Raw genomic sequence first — 25,273 nt, 5'->3', positions numbered from 1 at the left:
AATTCAGCTCAGTCTGGGTCCGAACCTTCGGCGATGGCCTCGTCCGCGATCTTCGGACGGAAGTATCGCCCGACGATGAGCGGCAGGACAAAGCCGACAATGGCGAAGGTCCAGAGGCCGATGGCCAGCCACGAGTTGAACAGCATCGTCCAGTCGCCATCATGGATGGTCATGGCGCGGCGCAGGTTCTTTTCCATCTGGTCGCCCAGCAACACACCGAGAATGATCGGCACCAGCGGGACGTCGAGCTTGCGCAGGACCCAGCCCATCACGCCGAAGATAACCATCACCACCAGATCGAAGGTCGAGCCGGAAATTCCGTAAATGCCGACGAAGGAGATCATGGCCACGGCGGGCATAAGATAGCGGGTCGGGATCAGAAGCACCCGCACGAAGAGTGAGACCAGCGGCAGGTTCATGGCCAGAAGCATGATGTTGCCGATGAAGAGTGCCGCGATCAGGCCCCAGACCACATCCGGGTTCTGCTGGAAGAGCAGGGGACCGGGCGTGATGTTGAGCGCAAGCAGCATGGCAAGCAGCACGGCCGTCGTGCCGGAACCGGGTACGCCGAGCGCGAGCATCGGCACGAGCGCGCCGCCGGCGGCCGAATTGTTGCCGGCTTCAGGTGCTGCCACGCCGCGTGGGTCGCCCTTTCCGAACGTGCCCTTGCGATCGGAGATGCGCTTTTCGAACGTGTAGGAGATGAACGAGCCGAGCGAGGCGCCGGCCCCCGGCAGGACGCCTGCGATGAAGCCGAAGATCGTCGACCGGCCCATGGCGGGCAGTGTTTCACGCACCATCTTCCATGGTGGAACGATGCGGCCCACTTTTACCACCTTGTCGTCGGCGCCGCTGCCGGCACGGTGCTCCAGAAAGATGAAAACTTCCGAGAGAGCGAAAAGGCCGACAATGGCGACGAGGAAGTCGATCCCGTCGTATAAATGCACTTCACCGAAGGAAAAGCGCGGAACGCCGGTCTGACCGTCAACGCCAATGGTGGCTATGCCGAGACCGATGACGGCAGCGAGCGCTGCTTTCGCCTGATTGCGGCTGGCAATGCCGCCGAGCGTGGCGAAAGCGAGAACGAAGAGCGCGAAATATTCCGCCGGGCCGAACAAAAGCGCGACCTTGACGAGCTGCGGCGCCAGAAAGACCAGCCCCCAAGTGGCGAAAAACGCGCCGATGAAGGAGGCAAGGCCGGAGATCGCGAGCGCCTCGCCGGCTTTGCCGGCCTTCGCCATCGGGTGGCCGTCGAGCGTTGTCATCAGCGCCGGTTCATCGCCCGGGATGTTGAGCAGGATCGACGAGATGCGCCCGCCATACATGGCGCCATAATAGACGCTGGTCAGCAGGATGAGGGCCGGTGTGGCGGGAAGGCCGAGCGTGAAGGCGAGCGGAATGAGGATTGCAACGCCGTTTGAAGGGCCAAGACCCGGCAACGCGCCGATGATGGTGCCGAGAAAGCACCCTATCAGCGCCAGCATGAGGTTCTGCCAGGTGAGCGCGACGGCAAACCCGTCCGCGAGTGATGCCAGTGTGTCCATATTGGGCCTCCCGCCTCAGAAGCCCCAGGGGCCGCGTGCCAGCGACAGCCCCAGGACGAGATGGAAAATGACGTAGATGCCGACGGCGATCAGCACGCCGGCGATGATGGCCGAAACCGGGCTGGAGCCAAGGCGCCATGAGAGATAGCTTGCCGCAACCGCGGTGCAGGCGACAAAGCCGTACTCCTTGAGAAAAAGCGCATAGGCCACCATGACGGCAGTGGCCATGCCGATCTCGAAAAGGCGCGCGAAGGTCGGCCATTCGGGTTCGGTGTCCGGCTTGAGGACGATGATCGTGCTGGAAATAGCAAGCACGGTGCCGATCATGAATGGAAAGGCCTTTGGTCCAAACGGATCGGAAATGAAGCTCAGCTCGATCTGCGTTGCCTGCCAGATATAGAAGACAGCGAGAAGGAAGCCGAAGACCCCGAAGATACGGTCGCTCATGACGGACACGCTCCCCTGATTGTTCTCGATACAATTCGGGCCTGCAGGATGCTCCCGGCAGGCCCGAGCGAGTTTTCCGGTGGTTACTTCACGATACCGATCTGCTTCGAGAGATCGGTGATGGAATCGATGGATTCCTTCACGAAGGCCTGGAATTCATCGCCCTGAAGGTCGAGCGGAGCGAGACCGTTCTGAGCCATGATCTCTTTCCACTCGTCGGATGCATAGACCTTGCTGACGGCATTGACCCAGTAGTCATAGGCTTCATCCGACATTTCACCGGGCGCATAGAAACCGCGCCAGTTGGCACCGATCACGTCGATGCCCTGTTCGCGTGCCGTGGGGAAGGACGAGAAATCGCCTTCAAGGCGTTCCGGTGCAAGGACGGCAATCACCTTGATGTCGCCCGAATCGACAAATCCCTTGGCTTCCGATGCGTCACCGGTAAAGGCCTGAACAGAGCCGGCCAGAAGCTGGGTAACCGCCTCGCCACCACCATCAAACGCAACGTATTTCACCTGACGGACATCCTCGACACCGGCCTTGGATGCAGCGATCAGCACTTTGAGATGATCCCAGCCACCGACGGCCGAGCCGCCCGCAACCGAAACCGAGGAGGGATCTGTCTTGATCTTCTCCATGAGCTCGGGGAGCGTGTTGATCGGCGAATCCTTGGCAACCGCGATCACCCCGTAATCGGCACCGACCGAACCGATCCAGCGCACCTGATCCATGGTGTTGCCCGGAAACGCACCCTGCGCGAGGCGCGTGGCCGTGGCCGAAGAGGCTGCAACGATAAGGTTGTTTTCGGCGTTTCGCTTGCCGACCACTTCAGCAAAGGCGACGCCACCGCCGCCGCCGGCAATGTTGGAAACCTGCATCGTGCCGGGCACGAGGTCGAGATCCTGCAAGGTCTTGCCCACCTGGCGGCAGGTGAAATCCCAGCCGCCGCCGGGATTGGCGGGCGCAATGCATTCGGTGTTGTTGGGCTCAAACGCAAAGGCCGACAGGCTGGATGCGAGCGTGAAGACGGCCGCTAGGCCGAGCAGCTTTTTCATAGATTTTCCTCCTCCCGAGCGGGCGCGCCACGAAAGAGCGCCACCTGTCTCGATCTTTTTGATACCGCCGACCTCCCAGTGGACGGAACGGTTTGTCAGGAGATTGTTCTCATGACGAAGGAGAGCCTATAGGGTGACCCTGTCAACAAGCTGTCATTGTCCGGAAAAATGCATTTCCTGATTGTCGAAGATACGCGCGATGTCGCGGAAGCCATTGAGAGGCGGCTGGAGAAGTCCGGCCATGTGAGCGATCGCGCCGAAACGCTCGAGGATGCCGAACACTTCGTGGCCATGGCCCATCACGATCTGATCGTGCTCGACATCAACCTGCCGGATGGATCGGGAATTGCTTTCCTGAAGAAACTGCGTGCGGCCGGAAACCGCGTTCCGGTTCTGGTTCTGACAGCACGCCTTGCCGTGAACGACAAGATCGATGCGCTTGATCTGGGCGCCGACGACTACATGATCAAGCCATTCGATCTGGGCGAACTGGAAGCGCGAATTCGCGCCATCGTCCGCCGGCGCAGCGGCGATGCCGACCGCACATTGTCTGTTGGCAAGCTGACCTTTGACATGGCCGCCCGGCGGGTCCTGATCGACGGGGAACCATGCGAACTGACGCGGCGCGAGCAGACCCTTCTGGAAATTTTTCTGACGAACCGCGACCGTGTGCTTGAAAAAGAAGATCTTCTGACCCGGCTGTTCGGCCACGACGAGGAGCGCAACCCGAATGCGGTCGAGCTCTATGTCGGTCGCCTCAGGCGAAAGATCGAGGGATCCGGTCTTGAAATCCGGACATTGCGCGGCCTTGGCTATCAGGCGGTTTCGATGGAACCGGGAACGTGATGGGGCACCCCGTACGTCAGGCCTTGCCCGGCCGCAGCCTTTCAATCGTCTACCGTTTGACGATCTCGCTCACGCTGGTGCTGACGCTGGCCGTGGCCGCCACGATCTGGGCAGCTTATGGTTATGGCCGACAGGCGGCCAATGAGGCATTTGACCGGCTCCTGCAGGGGGCCGCGCTGCAGATCGCGGAGCGCATCTTTGTTGTCGAAGGCGAGGTGCGTGTCGATATACCCGTGTCGGCTTTCGAACTCCTGTCGCTCGCCAAGGATGAACGCGTGTTCTACCGCGTTACGCAGCCCGACGGCACCACACTCACCGGATACGAGGATTTCCCGCTGCCTGACGCGGCCACCATCCCGGAAGGCGGCTACACCTACGAAGTCCAGTTCGAGGGCGAGCGGGTCCGCGCACTCGTCATGCTGCGCCGGCTCGCGGAACGGGCGGTGAGCGGCGACATCCATATCATCGTGGCGCACACGACCGGAAGCCGTGAGCAACTGGCGCGCAGCATGGTCACCCAGGCAGTTGCCGTTATCGCCGGTGCCGGTCTTGCAATCCTGATCCTGGCGCTGCTTGCCATGCGCTATGCCATGCGCCCGCTCGAACGCATTCAAACAGCGATCCTGGAACGTGATCCGCTCGATCTCTCGCCATTCTCCATGCACGCGCCGGACGAGGTTTCGGCGCTGGTTGCCGCGATCAACCGCTTCATGGGCAGGCTCGACCGCCGTGTGCGTGCCATGCAGGATTATGTCGCCGATTCCGCCCACCAGATCCGCACTTCCATCACCGCGTTGAGAGCGCATAGCGAACTCGCCCTGGACGAAGACGATCCACAGCGCCTGAAGACGCTGCATCGCCGCATTCGCAGCCGCGCGATCGGCCTGAACCGTCTGACCGATCAGCTTCTGAGCCACGCGCTCGTGACGCATCGCGCCGACACCGCTCCGCTCGAGCCGTTGGATCTGCGCCGCATTGCCGTTGGCGCAGAGCGCGACTTTGTGCAAATCGCAGGCGGGCGCAAACCGCGCATAAGGCTCGATCTGCCGGAGGAACCCGTGATGGTTCGTGGCGATGCGTTCAGCCTGCGTGAAGCGATCAAGAACCTGTTGAACAACGCGCATGCGCACGGAAAGCCGCCCATCGATCTCGTGGTCACCGTGGGCGACGACCGGGCGCGCATTGCGGTTACCGATGCGGGCGAGGGGCTGCCTGTCAGCGACGCCAGCGAAATCGGGCATCGTTTTGCAATCAATCCCAACAAGCCGGAAAGCGCCGGGCTGGGGCTCGCCATCGTCCGGGAGGTCGCTGAGTTTCACCACGGCCGCATCACGCTGGATCGTGAGGAGCGGGGCTTCACCATCAGCCTTGATCTGCCGCTCGCCCGGGAAGGAACAAAAGCATCATGAGACGCCTGATTTTCGGACTGTGTCTGTTGGCAGCATGGATTGTGCCGCCATCGGCCATGGCGGAAGACACGCGGTTCGACGCATCCGGTGAAGAAGCCGAAACGCTTGTTATCGGCAGTGTCACCGATCTTGTCTTCATAGAACCGCTGATCCGCGAGTTTCAGCGCACCAACCCTTCCACTGCGGTCATCTATCGGCAAATGACCAGTCTGGATCTTTACGCCGCCGTCGCCGATGCTTGTGAAAAGGGAGAATTTTTCGCTGACACCGTCATTTCGTCGGCCATTCCCGAGCAGGTGCGGCTTGTCAATGACGGGTGCTCGGAGCCGTTTCGCTTCAGCCTGCCGCCCGATCTGCCCGACTGGGCGTCATGGCGCAATGAACTCGTCGGTCTTACCTACGAGCCGGCCGTCATCGTGTATGACCGTGAAGGACTGAAGCCGGAAGAAGTTCCGCGCAACCGCTTCGAGCTGGTCGATCTTCTGCGTCAGACCGAGCGTTTTCGAGGCCGCATCGGCACCTATGACATCGAGAGCTCCGGTGTCGGCTATATCTTCGCTTTCGAGGACGCCTCGCAGGCCTCCACATGGGGGCGGCTGCTCGAGAGCCTTGGTCAGAACCGCGCGCGACTCTTCTGTTGCAGCTCCGAGGTGATCGACGGTGTTCGCACCGGCCGGCTCGTGCTTGGCTACAATGTTCTGGGATCCTATGCGCTTGCCCGGCAGGAGGAGGACCCGCGCATCGGCATCATCTTCCCTTCCGATTACACACTGGCATTGTCGCGTGCGGCTCTTGTTTCGCGCCACGCCCGCAACAAGCGCGCCGCCAATGCGCTGATCGCGCTTGCGCTGACCGATACGGGGCAGCGCCTCCTCTCGGGCCCGTCCCGTCTTTTTTCGTCGCTCAACGGTCCGGCCATGCTCAATCGCATCGACACGGGAGCCGGCCCCTCGGCTGAAGAGGCTGCGTTCAGGCCGATTGCGCTTTCCCCGGCGCTGCTGGTCGGGCTCGACCAGGCAAAGCGGAAGGCATTTCTGGATCAGTGGCGCAAATCCTTCCAGTTGGGCGGCGGGGAGTAGGGGAAACCCTATTTGATTTCCACGGAAGCTTGGCTAATCATGCGGCTCCACACCGGAGGGGGATCGGGAGGATATGGCGAGCGGACAGGCGGCAAGAGCACCACGCAACACGGCGGCGGATCCGGAATTCGGCCCATGGCTGGCTCAGGCCTCCATTCTCGTGATCGACGATGAGCCGGGCATGAGAAACTTTCTTTCGCGGACGCTCGGCCCCCGCTGCAATCGGCTCGACGAGGCCGCCGACACCGAGGAGGCATCGCGCAAGCTCGACACCAACCATTACGATGTGGTGATCCTCGACAACATCATGCCGGGCAAGAATGGCGTTGACTGGCTGGCCGAGCAGCGCGCTATCGGCTTTTTCTCCAATGCCATTTTGATGACGGCCTACGCGGATCTGGAGACTGCCATTCAGGCGCTGCGCGCCGGTGCTGTGGATTTCATTCTGAAACCCTTCCGCTCCAACCAGCTTTTGAACGCGGTGGCGCGTTGTCTCGACCAGATGCGGCTCCAGCGCGAAAACTATGTGTTGCGTTATGAACTGAAATCGACCTCCGATCACGTGCTCCTGCGTGACAAGCTGATCGGTGGATCCAAAACGATCAGTGACGTGCGGGAGACGATTGCCCGCGTTGCGCCGCTGCCGACCTCGGTGCTTCTGACGGGCCAGTCCGGTACTGGCAAGGAGGTTGCGGCGCGCTCTCTCCATTCACTGTCGGACCGGGCTCACAAGCCCTTCGTGCCCGTGAACTGCGCTGCCATTCCACCCGACATGATCGAGACCGAGTTGTTCGGCCATCTCAGGGGGGCCTTCACCGGCGCGGAGGCGGCACGCGAAGGGCTTTTCATGCATGCGCAGGGCGGAACCCTGTTTCTCGACGAGATCGGCGAGTTGCCGCCAGCCACGCAGAGCAAGCTTCTGCGCGTGCTGGAGGACCGGCGCATCCGGCCTGTGGGATCGGAACGCGAAATTCCTGTCGACCTGCGTTTTGTTTTTGCAACCAACGCCGAACTCGAAAAACTGGTGGAAGCCGGCCAGTTTCGCGCCGATCTGTTCTTCCGCATCAACGTGATGCAGATCCATCTGCCCCCGCTCAGGGATCGTGGCGAGGATGTGCAGGAACTTGCCGACCTGTTCATGACCAAGCTCTCTCAACAGCTTGGAATGCCCAAAGTGCCCATTGGGGCGGATGCACGAGCTGCCCTTGCGAGTTATGGGTGGCCTGGCAATGTACGTGAATTGCGCAATCTCATAGAGCGGACACTGATTCTCGGCCGTTTCCCGCACGATTTCGGCGGTGGGATCCGAGCCGTGCCCGACAGCGTCGAGGGTGGGGAAAGTCTTGCCGATATCGAGCGTCGCCACATACTTGCCGTGCTGAACCGGCTGGGCGGCGACCGGGAGGCTGCCGCGCGCCAGCTCGGCATTTCCCGCAAGACGATCGACCGCAAATGTGCCGTCTGGAATGTCTGACCGATTAGATCCTGACCGGCGCGGGGGGCAAGGGCGGTCGGTCCGTTTTCGCCTCCTCGTGATCGCGCTTTTACCCACGCTTGTGATCCTGCCTCTGCTTCTGGGCATGGCAGTCTATCGGTGGAACGCGAAGTTCGATGCCGCGCTGATCTCCAAGGTCAATGGCGACCTGACGATTGCCCATCAATATTTCGCACGATTGCTGGAAAACACCGGCGAACGCATCACGGCGCTGGGCCGCTCGGCACGTTTTCGCGATGTCGTGGAGGCTGGCGGAGGCGGTCTGGAAGCGCTCCTGGAAGAACATCGCCGCGCACTCAATCTCGACTTTGTGTATCTGATCCCTGCAGATGGCAGCGTTGTGACATCGGCGCCGAAGCTTGCAGGCGTTCCGCGCTCCGACTGGCCGATCATCGAGGCAGCACTTTCGGGAGAAGCGTCCACAGGGATCGACATATTTTCCGAGGATGAACTGGCTTCAATCGCGCCGGTGCTGGCTACGCGCGCCCGGCTGGAGCTGGTGCCCACGGCCAATGCCGTGCCCACGGACCGCGCAGCCGAAACGCGCGGCATGGTCGTTCATTCGGCAACGCCGGTGCGCTTGCCCGGAGGGCGTCCCGCTGCCCTTGTCGGCGGCAGTCTCCTGAACCGGAACCTCGAATTCATCGACACGATCAACGATCTCGTCTATCGGGAGGCGAGCCTGCCAGAGGGAAGCCAGGGAACCGCAACGCTCTTCCTCGACGATGTGCGCATCAGCACGAATGTCCGGCTCTTCGAGGGGCGCAGGGCGCTCGGCACGCGCGTGTCGAGTATCGTGCGTTCTGCGGTGCTCGGCGAGGGGCGCGTCTGGCTCGACAGCGCTTTTGTTGTCAATGACTGGTATATCTCCGCCTATGAGCCGATCACCGACAGCTTCGGCAAGCGTGTCGGGATGCTTTATGTCGGCTTTCTGGAAGCACCCTTCACGGAAGCCAAATACGCAACGCTGTTGACAATCGCTGTTGCGTTTCTGGCGATCACGGCCCTGAGCGTTCCATTGTTCCTGCGCTGGGCGCGTTCGATCTTCAAGCCGCTGGAGCGCATGGCAGGCACCATCTCCGAGGTGGAAGGCGGGGATCTGGGCGCGCGCACGGGCATTCATGGCGTCGATGATGAAATCGGCCGGGTGGCGCAGCATCTCGATCTGCTTCTGGAGAGATTGCAGGAGCGCGACAGGCAATTGCGCGCCTGGAACGAGGAACTGAACGCCCGGGTGGAGGAGCGCACACGCGAACTGCGGCTCGCAAACCGGCAATTGGAGGCCACCACCCGTCAACTCATCATGTCGGAAAAGCTGGCGGCCATTGGCGAAATCACCGCCGGTGTGGCGCATGAAATCAACAATCCGATTGCCGTAATCCAGGGCAATCTTGAAGTGGTGCGTCAGGTGATGGGTGAGCGCGCCGACGAGGCGCGAACCGAGTTCCGGTTGCTTGACGAACAGGTCCACCGGATCAGCCAGATCGTGACCAAGCTACTTCAGTTTGCCAAGCCGGAAGAATATGCGGGTTTTCTGGAGCGTCATTCCCCAAAAGACGTGATCACGGACACGCTGCCGCTCGTTCAGCATCTTCTCAACAAGGCGGAAATCGCCGTCACGCAGGATCATCTGGCGACCCGGCTTGTCTTGATGAACCGGACTGAACTCCAGCAGGTGCTCGTGAACTTGATCGTAAACGCCATTCACGCCATGCCCGATGGGGGAGTGCTTTCAATCGTCAGCCGTGATGAGGATCCTGAAGGCAGGCAGGGGCTCGTTATCGAGATCACCGACACCGGTGTCGGCATGACACCCGACATGCTGGAGAAGATCTTTGATCCATTCTTCACCACCAAGCGACGGGAAGGAACCGGTCTAGGTCTGTCGATCAGCCAGACCCTGATCAGCCGTCAGGGCGGCAAGATCTCGGTCGAAAGCAGACCGGGCAAGGGAACCCGCTTCACGATCTGGCTACCCGAAGCCCGTTGAACGCGCCGGACAAAATGTCCTGACGTTTTGGACAAATTGTCCATTTCGGCGACCGCGCAGCCGATAAGTATCTGAAATCCTTGGTGCGTGCTTACTGGCACGAGCGTTGCTTGTCTCAAGTCGAGGTAAGAGGAGGACGCTATCGACATCCGGGTCCCGACCCGGAAGTGCCTGTCGCGGAGGGCGGCAGGCCACATCAATCGGGATCATCACATGTTTAACCAGCAGGACGGCTGCCGGGACACCCGGCAGGAGGAGGAGACTTATGTCCGCAGCAAGTGAAACATTATCCGGCGCCCCGGAAGGCGGCATACTCGAGAGGGAGAGGATCATCGCCCAGCCGGGCTTTAACCGCTGGCTGGTGCCACCGGCTGCCCTCGCGATTCATCTGTGCATCGGCATGGCCTATGGTTTCAGCGTGTTCTGGCTGCCGCTGACGCAGGCCATCGGCATTTCCCAGCGTGTCGTGTGCGAAGACATGACGCTTGTCAGTGCGCTGTTCACCACGAGCTGTGACTGGCGGGTTTCTGATCTGGGCTGGATTTACACGCTGTTCTTCGTGCTGCTCGGTTCGGCTGCGGCGATCTGGGGTGGCTGGCTCGAAAGAGCGGGCCCGCGCAAGGCGGGTGTGGTCGCAGCCTTCTGCTGGTGCGGCGGCATCGCCGTTGCCGCCATTGGCGTGATGTTTCATCAGCTCTGGCTGATGTGGCTTGGCGCCGGCGTGATCGGCGGCATCGGGCTGGGGCTTGGTTACATTTCGCCCGTCTCGACCCTGATCAAATGGTTTCCGGACCGGCGCGGCATGGCGACGGGCATGGCGATCATGGGCTTTGGCGGCGGCGCCATGATCGGCGCGCCTTTGGCCGATATGCTGATGAACACGTTCAAAACCGCCAGTTCCGTTGGTGTCTGGCAGACCTTTCTGATCATGGCAGCCATCTATTTCGTCTTCATGATGGGCGGCGCGTTCGGCTATCGCATTCCGCCTGCGGGCTGGCGTCCGGAGGGTTGGACGCCGCCGGAGAAGAGTGCGAAGTCGATGATCACTTCGCGACATGTCCATCTGCGTGACGCCCACAGGACAAAACAGTTCTGGCTGATATGGGCCGTGCTCACGCTCAATGTTTCGGCCGGAATCGGCGTTATCGGCATGGCTTCGCCCATGCTTCAGGAGATTTTCGGCGGACGGCTGCTCGGATTGCCGGAGCTGACCTTCAACGAGCTCGATGCGTCGCAAAAATCTGCCATTGCCGCGATTGCTGCGGGGTTTGCCGGTCTCCTTTCGCTGTTCAACATCGGCGGTCGCTTCTTCTGGGCCTCGCTGTCGGACAAGATCGGGCGCAAGAACACCTATTACGCGTTCTTCCTGATCGGCATCGTGCTCTATGCGCTGGCGCCTTCTGCTGCCCATATGGGCAGCCAGGTCCTCTTCGTTTTGATGTTCGGCATCATCCTGTCCATGTATGGGGGAGGTTTCGCCACAGTGCCGGCCTATCTCGCTGACATTTTTGGAACGCAGTTCGTTGGTGCGATACATGGCCGGCTGCTGACGGCGTGGGCGACAGCCGGCATCATCGGCCCAGTGGTGGTGAACTACATACGCGAGGCGCAGCTCAATGCGGGCATTCCGCGCGAGCAGGTCTACGACTTTACGATGTACATCCTGGCCGGAATGCTGCTTCTCGGCCTGATCTGCAACATGCTCGTCAAGCCACTTTCGGAGAAATGGTACATGCCGGAGGAAGAAGTCGCCAGGCTCCAGGCAAAGTCTGCGGCAGCCGATGCCGGCCCGACCGGCTCTTTCGGCATCGGCAAGGGCAGGTTCGATGGCAAGACGCTGGCCGCCTGGGCCGTCGTCGGCATCCCCATTCTTTGGGGGGTCTGGATAACGCTGCAAAAGACCGCGGCCCTGTTCTAGACAGGGTTGTTGCAGCGCGCCCTCCGGCATGAGCCCCGCCGGAGGGCAAAACTATGCGATACTCCAAATCAATGTGAGGAGGAGGTGGTGGTGGCGGAGTGCCCGGCCCGGGCTTGCTCAAGGAGCCAACGCTCACTATGTCGTGCCTTGGTATTCTGGGATCGCTCGAGGCGGGAGACAGACACTGGACGGGCACATCATCATCATCGGCGCTGGCCACGCGGGCGTGCAGGCCGCATCGAGCCTGCGCGAGGAAGGCTTTGACGGGCGGCTAACGCTTGTTTCGGAAGATCCCGAACTGCCCTACCATAAACCACCGCTCTCGAAAGCTTTTCTGAAGGCCGCCGATGCGGAGCCTCAGATCCTGCGGGCGCAGGCGTTCTATGAAACCCATAATATCGAGTTGCTTACAGGCGTTCGTGCCACGGCCATCGATCAGGGTGCCCGAACGCTGACGCTGGACGATGGCAGGCAGCTTGAATGGAGCAAGCTCCTGCTTGCGACAGGCGCCCAACCCCGCCGGCTGTCGGTGCCGGGTTCTGGACTCGAGGGCATTTTTTATCTGCGTGACTGCGCCGATGCCCGTCTGCTGCGCGATGCCCTGGCATCCGCACAGAACGTCGTTGTGGTCGGCGGCGGCTTTATCGGGCTTGAGGTGGCTGCTACAGCCATCATTGCCGGAAAGAATGTAACCGTTCTTGAAACGGCCGAACGCATCCTCGGTCGCGCCGTGAGCAAACCCGTTGCAGACCATATGCATGGCTATCATGAGGGCCTCGGCGTCAGAATAATGACCAATACCGGTGTCGAGCGGCTCGATGGCGAGGATGGCAGACTACGTGCCGTGAAGACATCCTCGGGCCAGGCGCTTCCCGCTGATCTGGTGTTGGTGGGAATCGGAGCACCGCCGGACACCTCACTGGCCGAATCGACCGGCCTTGTCTGCGACAACGGTATTCATGTGGATGCTTCCTGCCGCACCAGCGCCAATGACATCTATGCCATCGGCGATTGTGTTTCCTTCCCGCAGGGCGGCTCGGGGCGCAGGTTGCGCCTCGAATCGGTCCAGAACGCCACCGACCAGGCGCGTATCGCCGCAAAGTCCATGCTCGGCAAGGATGCAGTCCACGATGCGGTACCATGGTTCTGGTCCGATCAGGGCGAGCGCAAGCTGCAGATGGCGGGGCTTTCCTTCAGCGTGGACGCTGAGGTGATCACTGGCGATCCTGAGAGTGGTGCCTTTGCCGTTTATCTCTATGCGGGCGGTCGACTTGTTGCTGTGGAAACCGTCAATCGCCCGGGCGAACACATGATGGCGCGGCGGATGCTGGCCGCAGGATTCTCCCCATCCGTGGACGTGGTGCTTGAAGGCGCTGCAGCGCTGAAGGCAGCGATGATGACCGCCACGCGTTGAACGAAGCTGTTGAAGCGCCCCGAAGTCCTGACCTCCCTGCAAACCGGAACGGGTAAACAGGTCGATCCTCGATTGATTTGAGACGTCTGCAATCTGCAGGAGCGAGAAACGCCACGGGTCTGTGTGGGCAGCAAGACACGGTGAGTGCGGCTTCTTCTTTGGAATGCGTATGGCGGGTCGGATCCTGAGACCGCGCTCTCGAGATACTTGAAGCACCCCAAGAAGTCATCGAACGGTGCGTTTTCCCAGCAGTTGCGACAATCAGAATGGGTGTACGATCAACATATTTCGCCGATCTGGCGTCAGGAAGCGCAATGTCATCCGGCATCCAGGGCGACGGCGGGTGAAACACCCGTCCTTTTCCACGTGATGACGATGATCGCGGTGACCGCGATCTGGAGGGTTGCAAAAATTACCATTGCCAGGAACAGACCGAGCATGTCTGCCAGTGCGCCGCTGGCGATAACCGGCAGGGAAAACCCGAAATATGCATACACGAACAATCCCGCTGTAGCCCGCGCCCTGTCATCCGGTGCACGTAGCGAAACCTCTGCCAGTGCAGCCAGATAGGTAAAGCCATAGCTTGCAGCGCTGGTGATGCATGTGCCAGCGAGAACGAATGCCAAAACCTTGAAAAACACTCCGGCGAGGAGGACGAGGAAGCCGAGTGGGATCAAAACGAATCCCAGAGCAAGCGCATCGCCATTGGTCATGCGTCGGGCAATCGGCTGACAAAGGAAACCCACGAAGATCGCCAGAAAGATGACGAGCCCCGTCCATCCGCCAAGGTCGTTAGCGGCAAGTTCCAGCGGAACGACCGCGATTGTCATCCCGGTTGTGGACCAGGCCAGCGCCATTGCTGCCCCAAATACCCAAGTGCCGGAGGGGAAGACGGGCAGGCGCAGAAGGGAAACGGGTTTGGCGCTGTCAACCCGAGGCAGCCCGAGGGCAATCACGGCAAGGACGGGAGCTGCCACAAAGAGTACGATGTAGCTGGCTGGCAGAAGCGTTGGTCCTTGCAGTCCAAGACTGATACCTGTCGCCAAAGCGCCCCCTCCAAAGCCAAGCGATGTGGCGGAAGTGACGACGAGTGCGCCACCTTTCGCGCGATCCTGGCCTAGAATTTCTGTCATGTAGGCGGCCCCGCTGGTCGTCGCGAGAGCGGTCCCGATCCCCAGCAGGAAACGCGCGACCACAAGACTTGTCCAGCTAGGTGCCTGCACGAGAAGTGCTGTTGCGACAGCGCCCAGTATCAAAGCCAGGGCGATGGGGCCCCGTCGTCCTATCCTGTCCGAGAGCCCGCCGAGTAGCAACAGGGTCGGCATAAGACCTCCGACATAGGCCGCGAACGCGGCCGTCACAGCCGTCGCTCCGACATCACTTTCCGCCGCGTAGGCATCATAGAGCGGAGCCTGAAGGTTTACGGCGAACGTCACCGTGAAGAGACCAGCGGCAAGAAGGCAAGCTGACATGTTTCTGGACATCGGGGGCCTCAAGAATTCAATCGGGATTGCTATGCCATGAGGAAATTAGTATGACAATTTTTAAATTGTACTGGATACATTCGGGATATGGGAAAACCTCGATACATTCGCCTCGCCGACATGCTTTCGAATGCGATTCAGGATGGCAAGCTGGCTCCGGGTACGAAGCTTCCGACACATCGCGCGTTTGCAGAGCAGTTCAAGGTGGCACTTGCCACGGCGACGCGGGCTTACGGCGAGTTGGAGCGCAGGGGCTTGATTGTCGGCGAAGCCGGGCGCGGCACGTTCGTGCGGGATCTGGCTTTGCCACCCGCGCTTGGGGTCCGGCAGATCGCCAACGATGACCTCATCGACCTGGTTTTCAACATGCCAGGTGACGCAGCCGATGCAGATAAGTTGCGATCGGGCCTAAGGCGGCTTGCCGCGAGTGGCGACCTGGAGGCGATGCTACGCTACCAGCCGCACGGCGGGCGAAGGCACGAGCGCCGGATCATCGCCGAAAGCCTTTCGCCGACCCTTGGACAGGTTGACCCCGAAAGCCTTCTCGTCACGTCCGGTGGCCAGCACGGGCTGGCGATACTCGCTCTCGGGCTTTTTCGGCGCGGGGAACGGATCGCACTCGACACCCTGACCTATCCAGGTTTCAAATCCATTGCCGCGTTGCAGGGGCTCGAACTCGTTCCGGTCGACGGGAAGGGCGGCGTGATGGATCCAGAAGATCTGCAACGACAATGTCGTGAACGAAAAGTGCGCTGCGTCTATCTGATGCCAACAGTTCACAACCCCCTGGGATCGGTCATGAATGAGGAGACGCGCCTGCGCCTGATTGAGGTTGCACGTGAGAACGACCTGCTGATCATCGAGGATGCGGCGTATGCTTTTCTGGAGCCGGACCCTCCGGCCAGTCTCCTCTCCCTCGCGCCGGAGCGAACGTTTCACGTTGGGAGCTTTTCCAAGAATCTCGCGACAGGGCTACGCCTAGGCTATGTGATCGCCCCTGCGCTGTACACAGACCGACTGCTCGAAGCCATCCGGGCGACCACCTGGAATGCCCCGGCGCTTATCTCCGGTCTTGCCACGGGCTGGATAGAAGATGGCACGCTCGCCAGCTCTCAAATGGCTCGGCGGCGTGATGGCGCAGAGCGCCAGAAGCTTTGCCACAGCGTTTTGAATAGGTCGGCCATTCTTTCTCATCGCAACGCAGGCTTCGCCTGGTTGCCGTTGGAAAAGGGTGCTCGGGCCGAGCCAGTTGTTTCGCGCCTGAAGGAGCATGGCATTTTGGCTTCCAGTGCGGAGCCATTTGCGACGACAGTTGCAGTGCCGCAGGCGTTGCGGCTCGCCTTCGGTGGCATTCCAATGCATGAGCTGGAGGGAGTATTTCAGTTGGTTCGAGAAGTCATCGAGGGAGTTCCGCATGCTGCAGGAATGCTCGAGTAGCGGGCATCTGTGCGGGTGCGGCGATCCGAGCTGGTCCACGGAGACAACAGCCTGGCGAGGTTCGGCAGTCCGAACCCGCCTTCGTCGAAGACTGCGTTAACGGCTCTTCGTCATCAAACCAGATGCTCGGCGACAAACCAGCTGTCTCCAATGGCTTGCCGGCTATATCCACTTGTATCCGCCACAAGCGAGACAGTACCCAATGCGCGACAACTAACGGTGCCCCGACGATTGGCCATTACTCTGGCATTGTCGCTTTCATCGACGGGCGGCATGAGAATTCAGCAAACCAAGCCGCAAGGTCTGCGCGATCTTTCCTCCATGGTTTGTCGGCAAAGCGAAAGTCGAGGTAGCCCAGTGCACATGCGACAGCGATACTGCCAAGCGTAGGTGCGCCGGTGAGGTGTGGCAACCAACGTTTCTGTAGGTCGTCCAGGCCGCTGTCGACCTTCTCCATCTGACTGTCGTGCCAAAGTTGCCAGTAAAATTCGGAAGGACGCAGCACCGATTCGTAACGGCACAGGAGGGCCGCATCGAGGATGGAATCGGCGAGGGCTTCGAGCGTCATCGCCTGGAAACGTTTGGCGGGGTCTTCCGGCAGCAGCGGCATCGCGCCTGACATCGAATCGACATAGGCGCAGATCACCCGGCTGTCAAACAGCGCGGTGCCATCGTCGAGCAGTGCGGTGGGCACCTTGCCGGACGGGTTCTCACGAACGATGACCGGGTCGCGTTTCACCGGCCAGGCGTTGGAGGGCAGCTTCTCAAGCTGGTCCGCGATGCCCTTTTCATGGGCGGCGACGAATACCTTCCGGACAAAAGGGGATGCGGGCGAGAAGAATACGCGAAGTGTCATTTACTGGTCTTTCTGGCAAGTATTGGCAGTTGGAGGCGAAAAAGCGAGTTTCCTGAAGGTCTCCTCAGGGTCGTTGCGGAGACGATCAACGAGTGCCTCTCCGGCATATTGGACATGTTCGTGCATGATGGCGGCGGCGCGTTCGCCGTCGCTGTTTCGGAGTGCTCGGGCGATGCGGTGGTGATCGTCATGCGAGCGCTGGATCAGGGCGAAATCGTCCGGCTCCCACAGGATGATGCGGTCAGAGACCAGCGGAACATTGTGGGTCCTGCCGACGAATTCGTGTAGCCAGGGATTCTGGGCCGCGTTGATGATCGTGTCGTGGAACCGGACATTGAACTGGCGATACTCGGGAAGATCCGCCACATCGAGCGAACCTGAAGACAGGATACGGTCGCCGATCGTCACGAGGCGGTCCAGTTCCTCGATGGTCGCATTGTCGATTCCACACCGCACCGCTGCCCGGCAGGCCATGGCTTCCAGCCCGGCGCGGATCTCGAAAACTTTGATGATGCTGTCGACAGAGAAAGACTTCACCCGGTAGCCCCGGTTCTCCTCGTAGCTCAGCAAGCCGTCCTGCGTGAGCGTCGCCATCGCCGTGCGCAGCGGCGTGCGTGAAATGCCCAGTAGCTCCGATAGGTGGTTCTGGCGTACCGGCTGCCCAGGATGCAACTGACCGGAGAGGATCATCTCCCTCAGGGCGGCGGTCGCTTCGCCCGCTGCGGTTTTTCCTTTCAAGACAGCACCCTTCTCCCATCGATTTGTTGTCCGGATCATGCCTCCAAGAGACCCATTCTGCAACTGGCCACGCGCAATAAATGGATACAATTTAGCGGTATTTGAGAAATTATATTGACAAAAATTGCATTATTGGACTCAATCTAGGCTCCGAGGGCGAATGGGAGGAGTTTGGCTTGTCGGGCTTGGCGTTGGTAACCGGTGCAGCGGGTGGAATCGGACGGGCGGTTTGTGATCGTCTGGCATGCGACGGATTCACCGTTATCGCGTGCGATCTGGATGAGGAAAGGGTCGGCGATCTCGCCGCGCGGCTGCCGTCCGGCCCGCATTTAGCGCGAAAGCTGGACGTCACCGACGAGGTGGCCATCCACAAGACCTTCGGCGATATCGAACGCGAATATGGGCCGATCCACGTCGTCGTTGCCGCTGCGGGCATTCTGATCCTCGACGAGAATGGCGCCCGCCGTCCGATCACCGAGCTGTCAACCGAGGAGTGGCAGAAAACGCAGGCGGTCAACAGCACCGGCACTTTCTTCCTCCTGCGCGAATTCCTTCGCCTGCGCGAGGCAAACCCGGTCGAAGGTGCTCGCTTTATCGGTTTTTCATCGGTCGCCGCCCAGTTGGGCGGCTACCGATCGAGTTCCGCCTATATCGCCAGCAAGAGTGCCGTGCTCGGCCTCGTGAAAGCCGCCGCCCGTGAGGGGGCAGCGATCGGCGTCGCGGTCAACGCGGTCGCGCCGGGTCTGATCAACGCGCCGATGCTGCGCCTCTCGCTGGACGAGGCCGATGACGCGGCGGTGGCGCAGTCCATCCCGCAAGGCCGCATCGGAACGCCGGAGGACGTCGCGGGCGCGGTGTCATTCCTGGCGGGTCCGGACAGCGCCTACATCACCGGCGGTGTCATTGACGTCAATGGCGGCTACCGGATGCAGTGACATGCAATTAACCCGATTCATAAGCCACTTGCTTGCCGGCCTGGCCGCGCTCGCGCTGTTCTTGATGATGCTGCACGTCACAGCCGACGTGCTCGGCAAATATCTGCTCAACCGACCGATCCCTGGCACTGCGGAAGTGGTTGCCAGCTATTACATGGTCGCGGCGGTCTTCCTGCCACTCGCCTGGGTAGAGGTGCGCCAGGGCTCTATCGTCATGGAGCTGCTCTACGCTCTCTTGCCGAATACGCTGAAGCGCTGGGTCTATTTGCTTGCAACGCTTCTATCCGGCGTCTTCTACGGCGGCCTCGCCTGGCTGTCCTGGGGGATCGCGGTCCAGTCCTGGAAGATCGGCGAAGTTGTTGAAGGTACCTGGCGCGTCGTCATCTGGCCGACCAAGTTCCTGCTGCCAATCGGCCTGGCGCTTGCATGTATTGTCATGGCCATCCGTCTCATCGAGATTCTCGCGGGGCGCGTCGCGCCACATGCCGAGATCGAAGACCCGGCATAGGTGTCGCCATGGATCGTCTGGACATAGGTCTGATAGGCATCGCAGCGACGCTCATCGCGATCGGCCTTCGTATTCCCATCGGCGTCGCCATGGGGCTGACCTCGTTCATCGGGATCTGGGCCATGATGGGACCGATGCCGGCCATCGGTATCTCCAAGGCCATTCCCTATGAATTGATCGGCGACTGGAATCTCTCCGCTGTCCCGATGTTTCTGCTGATGGGCTACATCGCCTCCGGCGCCCGGCTGACATCTGGCCTGTTCAATGCGGCACGGGTCTTCCTCAACCGCCTGCCGGGCGGGCTGGCGACGGCGAGCATCGCATCCAGCGCGCTGTTCGCCTCAGCCAGCGGCTCTTCAGTCGCAACCGCGGCTGCCTTTTCGCGTATCGCCGTACCGGAGATGCTGAAGGCCGGATACGCGCCCTCGCTCGCCTCCGGCTCAGTTGCTGCGGCGGGCACGCTGGGCTCGCTGATCCCGCCGAGCGTTTTGCTGATCGTCTACGGGCTGATGATGGATGTCTCCATCGCCGCGCTTTTCCTCGCCGCACTGATCCCGGGTATCCTCTCGGGCCTGGTATTCGCCGGCATGATCACGATCCGTTGCATGCTCAACCCGTCGCTCGCGCCGCGCCTCGACACGCAGACGACATGGCGCGAGAAGCTCGCGTTGGTGCGCGAGACATGGCCGCTGCCAGTGCTGATTGCCGGCGTTCTCGGCGGCATCTTCTCCGGTATCTTCACGGCGACCGAAGCCGGCGCGATAGGGGCCTTCCTGGCCTGCGCGATCGCGATGATCCGCGGCACGCTGAGCGTGAAAACGCTAACGCACGCGCTGATCGACACCGCGCAGAGCACGTCGACGATCTTCATCATCGTTGTTGGTGCCGCGCTGTTCTCGCGCTTCCTTGCCCTGTCGACCCTGCCGGTATGGGTGTCGCAGCAACTGGCCGGCTTGGACGCGACAACCGTGATCATCCTGATCTGCATCCTCTACCTGGTCCTCGGATGCTTTCTCGAAAGCATCTCGATCCTGCTGCTCACCATCCCGGTTCTGGCATCGATCATCCACGGTCTCGACATCAACGCGATCTGGTTCGGCGTACTGGCGGTAAAGTTGCTCGAGACGGGGCTGATTACCCCGCCGGTCGGCATGAATGTCTATGTCATCCGGTCGAGCCTTGGCGACAGCATACCGCTGGGCACCATCTTCAAGGGCGTCTCGTGGTTCATCCTCGCTGACGCTTTCACTATCGTTCTACTCGTGGCCTTTCCGATCATCACACTCTGGCTGCCCGGGCCTTCTGGGTGAGGAGAACACAATACCCGGTTCGCCGGATCTTCAACTGGAGGAGTTAAATGAAGAAGCTGACGACATCCCTCATGGCCCTGGCCGTCACCGCTCAGGCGGCTCCGGTCTTGGCCGACACCTACCTGGCGACCAACTGGTTGACGCCGGTGCATATCCTGAACGAGCAGCCCTATCAGAAATTCGCCGAGGACATCGCGGAGGCGTCCGGCGGCGAGATCACCTTCGAGGTCTATTCGAGTGGGGCTCTGGTGCCGGCCAAGTCTACGATGCAGGGCATTCGCGACAACGTCGCCCAACTCGGCGTAGTCTATCCGGGCTACACCCCGTCCGAATTGCCGGTCAACAATGTGCTCAACGACCTCGTCTTCACCGCCAGCGATGCGATGGCCGCGGCGCTGGCCTACACCGAGGTGGGCATCACGAATGCCCAGTTGAGTGACGAGTGGAAAGCCAATGGTGGCATCTTCGTCGGCGGTTATTCGACCCCGGTCTACAACTTCATGTGCATGGAGCCGCTGGTCTCGCTCGACGATGCCAAGGGTCGCAAGATCCGCACGGCGGGCGGTGCGCAGACTGCATGGGTTGAGGCGATTGGCGGCGTACCGGTCTCCGTTCCGATCGGCGACGTTTATTCCGGTCTCAGCCGCGGTTCGCTGGACTGCACCATGTCCGACCCGACCAACCTCGACAAGGGCAACAAGTTTTGGGAGGTGGCCAAGAGCGTCACGATGCTGCCCATGGGCGTCGTAATGGGCGCGACCTACGTGCTGAACCCGAGCTTCTGGCAGGGTCTTGAAATGGAACAGCGCAAGGTGCTGCTGGACACAATGGCCCTTGGCCTCGCGCGCACACAGGTCACTTATGCTGCAGACGTGGCGGCAGCCCTGGAGGGTTCGCGCGAACGCGGCCTGTCGATTGACGAGCCGGGCACGGATCTTGCTGAAAAGCTTGCCTCGTTCCAGGCGGACTTCATCGATGCCCTGCCGCAGAAGTCCGTGGATGATCGCGGAATCGCCGATCCGTCGGGCTTGATAGAGGATTTCCTCGCAGCGGAGAAAGCCTGGAAGGAGCGTCTTTCCGGCATCGACCAGACCGATCCGGAAGCCGTCGCCAGTCTGATCCGCGAGCATGTCTACGGCAAGATCGATCTCGAAGCTTTCGGCCAGTAACGGGTACGGCACGAAACCGCCCGGGCCGCAGCGATCCTCCGGCCCGGGCATTTGCTGCCGCGAAAACGGAGAAGCGAGATGAAATCCATCGTGACCGGCGGCGGAGCCGGCATTGGCTTGGCAATCGCTAAGGCGCTGGCACGCGCGGGAGACGATGTCCTGATAGTCGATCTTGCGGGCGACAAGGCGCGCGATGCTGCCAAGATTTTGGTCGCGGCGGGCCTGAAGGCGGAGGCCGTAGAGGCTGACATCACCGACGAGCAGGCGCTCGCCGACATCGTCTCGCAAGCCGGGCGGGTTCGCCGGCTGGTGAACAATGCTGGCATTTTTAACGTAAAGCCTTTCGATACACTCGACGCGGAGGACTTCCGCGGCATGTACGAGGTGAACCTCGTCGCGATGTTTAAGCTCTGCCAGTTGGCGACCCGGGCCATGGGTGAGGGCAGTGCCATAGTCAACATCGCGTCGCGCGCCATGCTCGGTGCGAAAGAGTACATCCATTATGCATCCTCGAAGGCGGCGGTCGCGGGCTTTACCCGCTCGCTTGCGCTCGAGCTTGCCCCGAAAGGCATCACCGTGAACGCCGTCGCCCCGGGCGTGATCGAAACGGACATGCTGAAGGCTCGGCCTGAAGGCGATCTCGAAGCCCTCCGCGGCATGCAGCCCGGCGGGAATCTTGGCAAACCGGAAGACATCGCCGAGGCGGTGGCGTTCCTGAGCTCTCCGAAGGCCCGCTTCATCAGCGGCCAGGTCCTGGTCGTCGACGGCGGCCGGTCGCTCGGCGGAGCGCTGGGAGGCTGAGATGAAGTCATTCGACGGACGGACAGCGATCGTGACTGGCGCGGCATCGGGCATCGGGCGTGCGACCGCGCTGCTGCTTGCTGACCGGGGCGCCAATGTCTTGGCGGTCGATCGCGATGACCAGTTGCTCGGCACCCTGGAAGGCAGGCTGGGCCCTCGGGGCAGGACCCTGCTCACCGACGTGACCGACACTGCACTGGAAGAAAAACTCAAGGCGGCGTTGGCATCGATACCCGCACCTCTGTCTGTGCTGATCAACAATGCAGGCATCGGCGGCGGAGATCGCCTCGACCGGACGGGCGTGGACGATCTGCGCCACATGCTGGAAATCAACCTCGTTTCGCTGTTCCGCATGTGCCAGCTCGGTGTCGACCTGATGCGCGGCAAAGGCGGGGCGATCGTCAATGTGGCCTCGATCTATGCCGAAATCGGAGCGACCAGGAGCGCGGCATACTCGACCTCGAAGGGCGCGGTGGCGACGCTGACACGGCAGATTGCGACCGACTTCGGCCCCGAGGGCATACGCATCAACGCGGTCGCGCCGGGGCTTATCGAGACGCCGATGACGAAGGATCGTATCCATACGGAGAAATGGCGTCACGAGATTTTCGTCGAGCAATCACCGCTGCGCCGGGTCGGTCAGCCCGAGGAGGTGGCATCGGCCATCCTGTTCCTCGCTGGCCCCGATGCCGGGTTCATCAGCGGCGAGGTGCTCCGCGTCGATGGCGGTTGGGCCGTCGGACGTTATCCGCGTCCGGAGGAAGCGGTTTGAATACGGTGAAATCTGAATCTGCTTGCAACGAGGAATTCGATCTCGTCATTATCGGGTCCGGCGCGGCCGGCATGGCCGCCGCGCTGACTGCCCATGAGCTTGGCCTGACGGTCGCGATCTTCGAAAAGGATGCGCAGTTCGGCGGTTCTACCGCGGTTTCCGGCGGCGCCATCTGGATACCCGACAACCCCAAGATGCGCGCGGCGGGCATGTCCGACAGCAGAGAGGATGCGCTGCGCTACATAGCCGGTGAAGTCGGTAACGCAATGAACACGGAAGTGGTGAATGCCTTTCTCAAGAACGGGCCAGAGATGGTCGAGTTCATGGAGACGCACACCGACCTGCAGTTCGAGCACCGCGAATACTCTCCGGACTACCATCCGGACAGTCCGGGCGCCGCTATGGGCGGACGCGTTCTTGATGCCCGCACGTTTGACGGCAGATTACTGGGGGATCATTTCAGGCGTTTAAAAGACCCGATCGACGAGTTCACGGTTCTTGGCGGCATGCTTCTCAACCGCATCGATATCGGTCACTTCATGAATTTGACGCGAAGGCCGACCTCCGCCCTGCATGCCCTGAGGCTCCTTGCGCGCCATCTGCGGGACCGTTTGACATATCATCGCGGAACGCGGCTTGTGCTTGGTCAGGCGGTCGCGGGCCGTCTGGCCTATTCGGTGCTCAAGCGCAACATCGGGATCCGGACGGGCGTCGCGCTCGACCAACTGCTTTACAAGAATGGCCGTGTCACGGGTTTCGCGGCCGATGACGGAACGGAATTCCGCGCCCGTGTTGGCGTAGTCCTGGCGACTGGTGGCTTTCCGGCTTCGCAGACCATGCGCCGCGAGGTTATGGCCCATGTGCGGGAAGGATCAGCGCATTACTCGATGTCGCCCAAACCCGCGACCGGCGACGGAATCCGCGCGGCACAGGCGGTTGGGGCGGATTTCCGCAGGTCCAACAAGAATGCTGCCTTTTGGGCACCCGTCTCGCTGATCCCCGCTCAGGGCGGTCATAGGCCCTTTCCGCATCTCTTCCTCGACCGGGCCAAACCGGGCCTGATCGCGATCGACAATACCGGTCGCCGCTTTGTCAACGAGGCATCTTCCTATCATGATTTTGTCAGCGGAATGCTCGCGAGCGGCGTGCACGAGGCCTGGCTGGTCTGTGACCATGCCAATTTGCGGAAATACGGGTTCGGCGCTGTTCGGCCGTTTCCGGCTTCCTACCGGCCGCATATTCGTTCGGGTTATTTAAAGCGTGCGGCTTCTCTCGGCGAACTGGCCTCGCTGTGTGGTGTACCGGAACAGGCACTGGCCGAGACGGTGGACCACTACAATCGCGATGCCACGGTCGGAACCGACAGTGCATTCGGGAAGGGCAATACCGCCTACCAGACCTATCTCGGCGACCCGGACAACAAGCCAAATCCCTGCTTACGGCCGCTCAAAGCGCCATATTACGCGATCCGGATCTATCCTGGCGATATCGGCACATCAATGGGCCTTTCCGTGAATGCCGATGCCCAGGTTCTTGACACCGACGGCAGCGCAGTGCCAGGGCTTTATGCCTGCGGAAACGACATGAACTCGGTCATGGGCGGCGCCTATCCGGGCGCCGGGATTACGCTCGGCCCCGCCCTGACTTTTGGCTACATTGCGGGGTGCCACGCGGCCAGGGCTGCTCTTAAACTTCACACCCGCGGCGATGATGGGAAACGCCGTGGCTGAGCGAAGGTTGACAACTCCGAATACCTGCTACTGGCAATTGGCAGTACTTTGGAAGAGTGCGTTTCTGCGTATATCCAACCGGCGGTCTCTTGAATCCAGAGAGCGAGAACAGGAACTTGTTTTTTAGAAGTATCATAGTGATTTCAATGGTTTAATTTTGCGGCGATATTTTTTCCGGCACAGCCGCATTGGTAGAAGAAAGCACCAGAGAACAAGGCGTTATCCAGCAGCTTGTTGAGTTCTTGAGAGGCGGTCGCCGATCGCCCTGAGCACTTGTGCCTTCGACCGCCCGATCTCCTTGATGGCGCCTTGCGTGTCGATGATCTTTGCTAG

Annotated in this window: 21 protein-coding genes; 15 read left to right on the top strand and 6 right to left on the bottom strand. The window is 61.0% G+C overall.

Annotation, left to right across the window (positions count from 1 at the left end):
- Positions 1 to 8 precede the first annotated feature (8 nt).
- The 3 genes from P2W41_RS10870 to P2W41_RS10860 all read right to left on the bottom strand — a co-directional run bounded on the left by P2W41_RS10870 (position 9) and on the right by P2W41_RS10860 (position 3,049).
- The gene (locus P2W41_RS10870) at positions 9 to 1,544 is read right to left on the bottom strand and encodes a tripartite tricarboxylate transporter permease (protein WP_292895405.1); all 1,536 of its coding nucleotides are present in this window, start codon (positions 1,542 to 1,544) and stop codon (positions 9 to 11) included.
- Positions 1,545 to 1,559: 15 nt separating this feature from the next.
- Positions 1,560 to 1,991, bottom strand: coding sequence for a tripartite tricarboxylate transporter TctB family protein (locus P2W41_RS10865; protein ID WP_292895406.1), 432 nt, complete (start codon positions 1,989 to 1,991; stop codon positions 1,560 to 1,562).
- A gap of 83 nt (positions 1,992 to 2,074) precedes the next feature.
- The gene (locus P2W41_RS10860) at positions 2,075 to 3,049 is read right to left on the bottom strand and encodes a Bug family tripartite tricarboxylate transporter substrate binding protein (RefSeq protein ID WP_404933135.1); all 975 of its coding nucleotides are present in this window, start codon (positions 3,047 to 3,049) and stop codon (positions 2,075 to 2,077) included.
- Between the two features lie 168 nt (positions 3,050 to 3,217).
- On the opposite strand from P2W41_RS10860, the gene P2W41_RS10855 reads away from it, so the two are divergent.
- From P2W41_RS10855 to P2W41_RS10825, 7 genes are all read left to right on the top strand, one after another.
- Positions 3,218 to 3,895 carry a response regulator transcription factor gene (locus tag P2W41_RS10855; RefSeq protein ID WP_404933134.1) on the top strand — a complete coding sequence of 226 codons (678 nt, stop codon included), beginning with the start codon at positions 3,218 to 3,220 and terminating at the stop codon, positions 3,893 to 3,895.
- A complete protein-coding gene (locus P2W41_RS10850) occupies positions 3,895 to 5,304 on the top strand; it encodes a sensor histidine kinase (protein ID WP_404933133.1) in 1,410 nt (469 codons plus the stop codon). The genes P2W41_RS10855 and P2W41_RS10850 overlap by 1 nt, the downstream gene beginning before the upstream one ends.
- Positions 5,301 to 6,383, top strand: a complete 1,083-nt coding sequence (locus P2W41_RS10845) for an ABC transporter substrate-binding protein (RefSeq protein WP_292895414.1) — start codon at positions 5,301 to 5,303, stop codon at positions 6,381 to 6,383. Before P2W41_RS10850 ends, P2W41_RS10845 begins: the two co-directional genes overlap by 4 nt.
- Before the next feature lie 73 nt (positions 6,384 to 6,456).
- Complete coding sequence (locus P2W41_RS10840; protein ID WP_292895416.1) at positions 6,457 to 7,857, top strand: sigma-54 dependent transcriptional regulator; 1,401 nt, start codon at positions 6,457 to 6,459, stop codon at positions 7,855 to 7,857.
- A complete protein-coding gene (locus P2W41_RS10835) occupies positions 7,850 to 9,868 on the top strand; it encodes an ATP-binding protein (protein WP_292895418.1) in 2,019 nt (672 codons plus the stop codon). The genes P2W41_RS10840 and P2W41_RS10835 overlap by 8 nt, the downstream gene beginning before the upstream one ends.
- Before the next feature lie 265 nt (positions 9,869 to 10,133).
- On the top strand, positions 10,134 to 11,786 hold the full coding sequence (locus tag P2W41_RS10830; protein WP_404933132.1) for an OFA family MFS transporter: 1,653 nt from the start codon (positions 10,134 to 10,136) through the stop codon (positions 11,784 to 11,786).
- 184 nt (positions 11,787 to 11,970) lie between these two features.
- Positions 11,971 to 13,200, top strand: coding sequence for an NAD(P)/FAD-dependent oxidoreductase (locus tag P2W41_RS10825; RefSeq protein ID WP_404934967.1), 1,230 nt, complete (start codon positions 11,971 to 11,973; stop codon positions 13,198 to 13,200).
- Positions 13,201 to 13,517: 317 nt separating this feature from the next.
- Here the strand turns inward: P2W41_RS10825 and P2W41_RS10820 are convergent, their stop codons facing one another.
- Positions 13,518 to 14,672, bottom strand: coding sequence for an MFS transporter (locus tag P2W41_RS10820; RefSeq protein ID WP_404933131.1), 1,155 nt, complete (start codon positions 14,670 to 14,672; stop codon positions 13,518 to 13,520).
- A 99-nt stretch (positions 14,673 to 14,771) separates the two neighbouring features.
- On the opposite strand from P2W41_RS10820, the gene P2W41_RS10815 reads away from it, so the two are divergent.
- Entirely contained in the window at positions 14,772 to 16,121 is a 1,350-nt protein-coding gene (locus tag P2W41_RS10815) for a PLP-dependent aminotransferase family protein (RefSeq protein WP_404933130.1), read from the top strand.
- A 238-nt stretch (positions 16,122 to 16,359) separates the two neighbouring features.
- On the opposite strand, the gene P2W41_RS10810 is transcribed toward P2W41_RS10815, so the two are convergent.
- Both P2W41_RS10810 and P2W41_RS10805 read right to left on the bottom strand, forming a co-directional pair.
- Complete coding sequence (locus tag P2W41_RS10810; protein ID WP_292895426.1) at positions 16,360 to 16,977, bottom strand: glutathione S-transferase; 618 nt, start codon at positions 16,975 to 16,977, stop codon at positions 16,360 to 16,362.
- A complete protein-coding gene (locus P2W41_RS10805) occupies positions 16,978 to 17,715 on the bottom strand; it encodes a GntR family transcriptional regulator (protein ID WP_404933129.1) in 738 nt (245 codons plus the stop codon). It lies immediately after the preceding gene.
- Between the two features lie 176 nt (positions 17,716 to 17,891).
- Here P2W41_RS10805 and P2W41_RS10800 point away from each other — a divergent pair, with 176 nt between their 5' ends.
- The 7 genes from P2W41_RS10800 to P2W41_RS10770 all read left to right on the top strand — a co-directional run bounded on the left by P2W41_RS10800 (position 17,892) and on the right by P2W41_RS10770 (position 24,940).
- On the top strand, positions 17,892 to 18,650 hold the full coding sequence (locus P2W41_RS10800; RefSeq protein WP_404933128.1) for an SDR family NAD(P)-dependent oxidoreductase: 759 nt from the start codon (positions 17,892 to 17,894) through the stop codon (positions 18,648 to 18,650).
- Between the two features lies 1 nt (position 18,651).
- Positions 18,652 to 19,158, top strand: coding sequence for a TRAP transporter small permease subunit (locus tag P2W41_RS10795; RefSeq protein ID WP_292895432.1), 507 nt, complete (start codon positions 18,652 to 18,654; stop codon positions 19,156 to 19,158).
- 8 nt (positions 19,159 to 19,166) lie between these two features.
- A complete protein-coding gene (locus P2W41_RS10790; RefSeq protein ID WP_404933127.1) occupies positions 19,167 to 20,468 on the top strand; it encodes a TRAP transporter large permease in 1,302 nt (433 codons plus the stop codon).
- Between the two features lie 47 nt (positions 20,469 to 20,515).
- Entirely contained in the window at positions 20,516 to 21,637 is a 1,122-nt protein-coding gene (locus P2W41_RS10785) for a C4-dicarboxylate TRAP transporter substrate-binding protein (protein WP_404933126.1), read from the top strand.
- A gap of 78 nt (positions 21,638 to 21,715) precedes the next feature.
- The gene (locus P2W41_RS10780; RefSeq protein WP_292895438.1) at positions 21,716 to 22,438 is read left to right on the top strand and encodes an SDR family NAD(P)-dependent oxidoreductase; all 723 of its coding nucleotides are present in this window, start codon (positions 21,716 to 21,718) and stop codon (positions 22,436 to 22,438) included.
- 1 nt (position 22,439) lies between these two features.
- Complete coding sequence (locus P2W41_RS10775; protein WP_404933125.1) at positions 22,440 to 23,210, top strand: SDR family NAD(P)-dependent oxidoreductase; 771 nt, start codon at positions 22,440 to 22,442, stop codon at positions 23,208 to 23,210.
- A 5-nt stretch (positions 23,211 to 23,215) separates the two neighbouring features.
- Entirely contained in the window at positions 23,216 to 24,940 is a 1,725-nt protein-coding gene (locus tag P2W41_RS10770) for an FAD-dependent oxidoreductase (RefSeq protein WP_292895441.1), read from the top strand.
- Positions 24,941 to 25,273 lie beyond the last annotated feature (333 nt).

Origin of the sequence: Nitratireductor sp. L15S-10, from assembly GCF_045011005.1 — a bacterium.
Lineage (GTDB): Bacteria > Pseudomonadota > Alphaproteobacteria > Rhizobiales > Rhizobiaceae > Nitratireductor.
The sequence above is the reverse complement of the archived record's forward strand: the minus strand, read 5'-3'. Positions and strand labels throughout refer to the sequence as shown.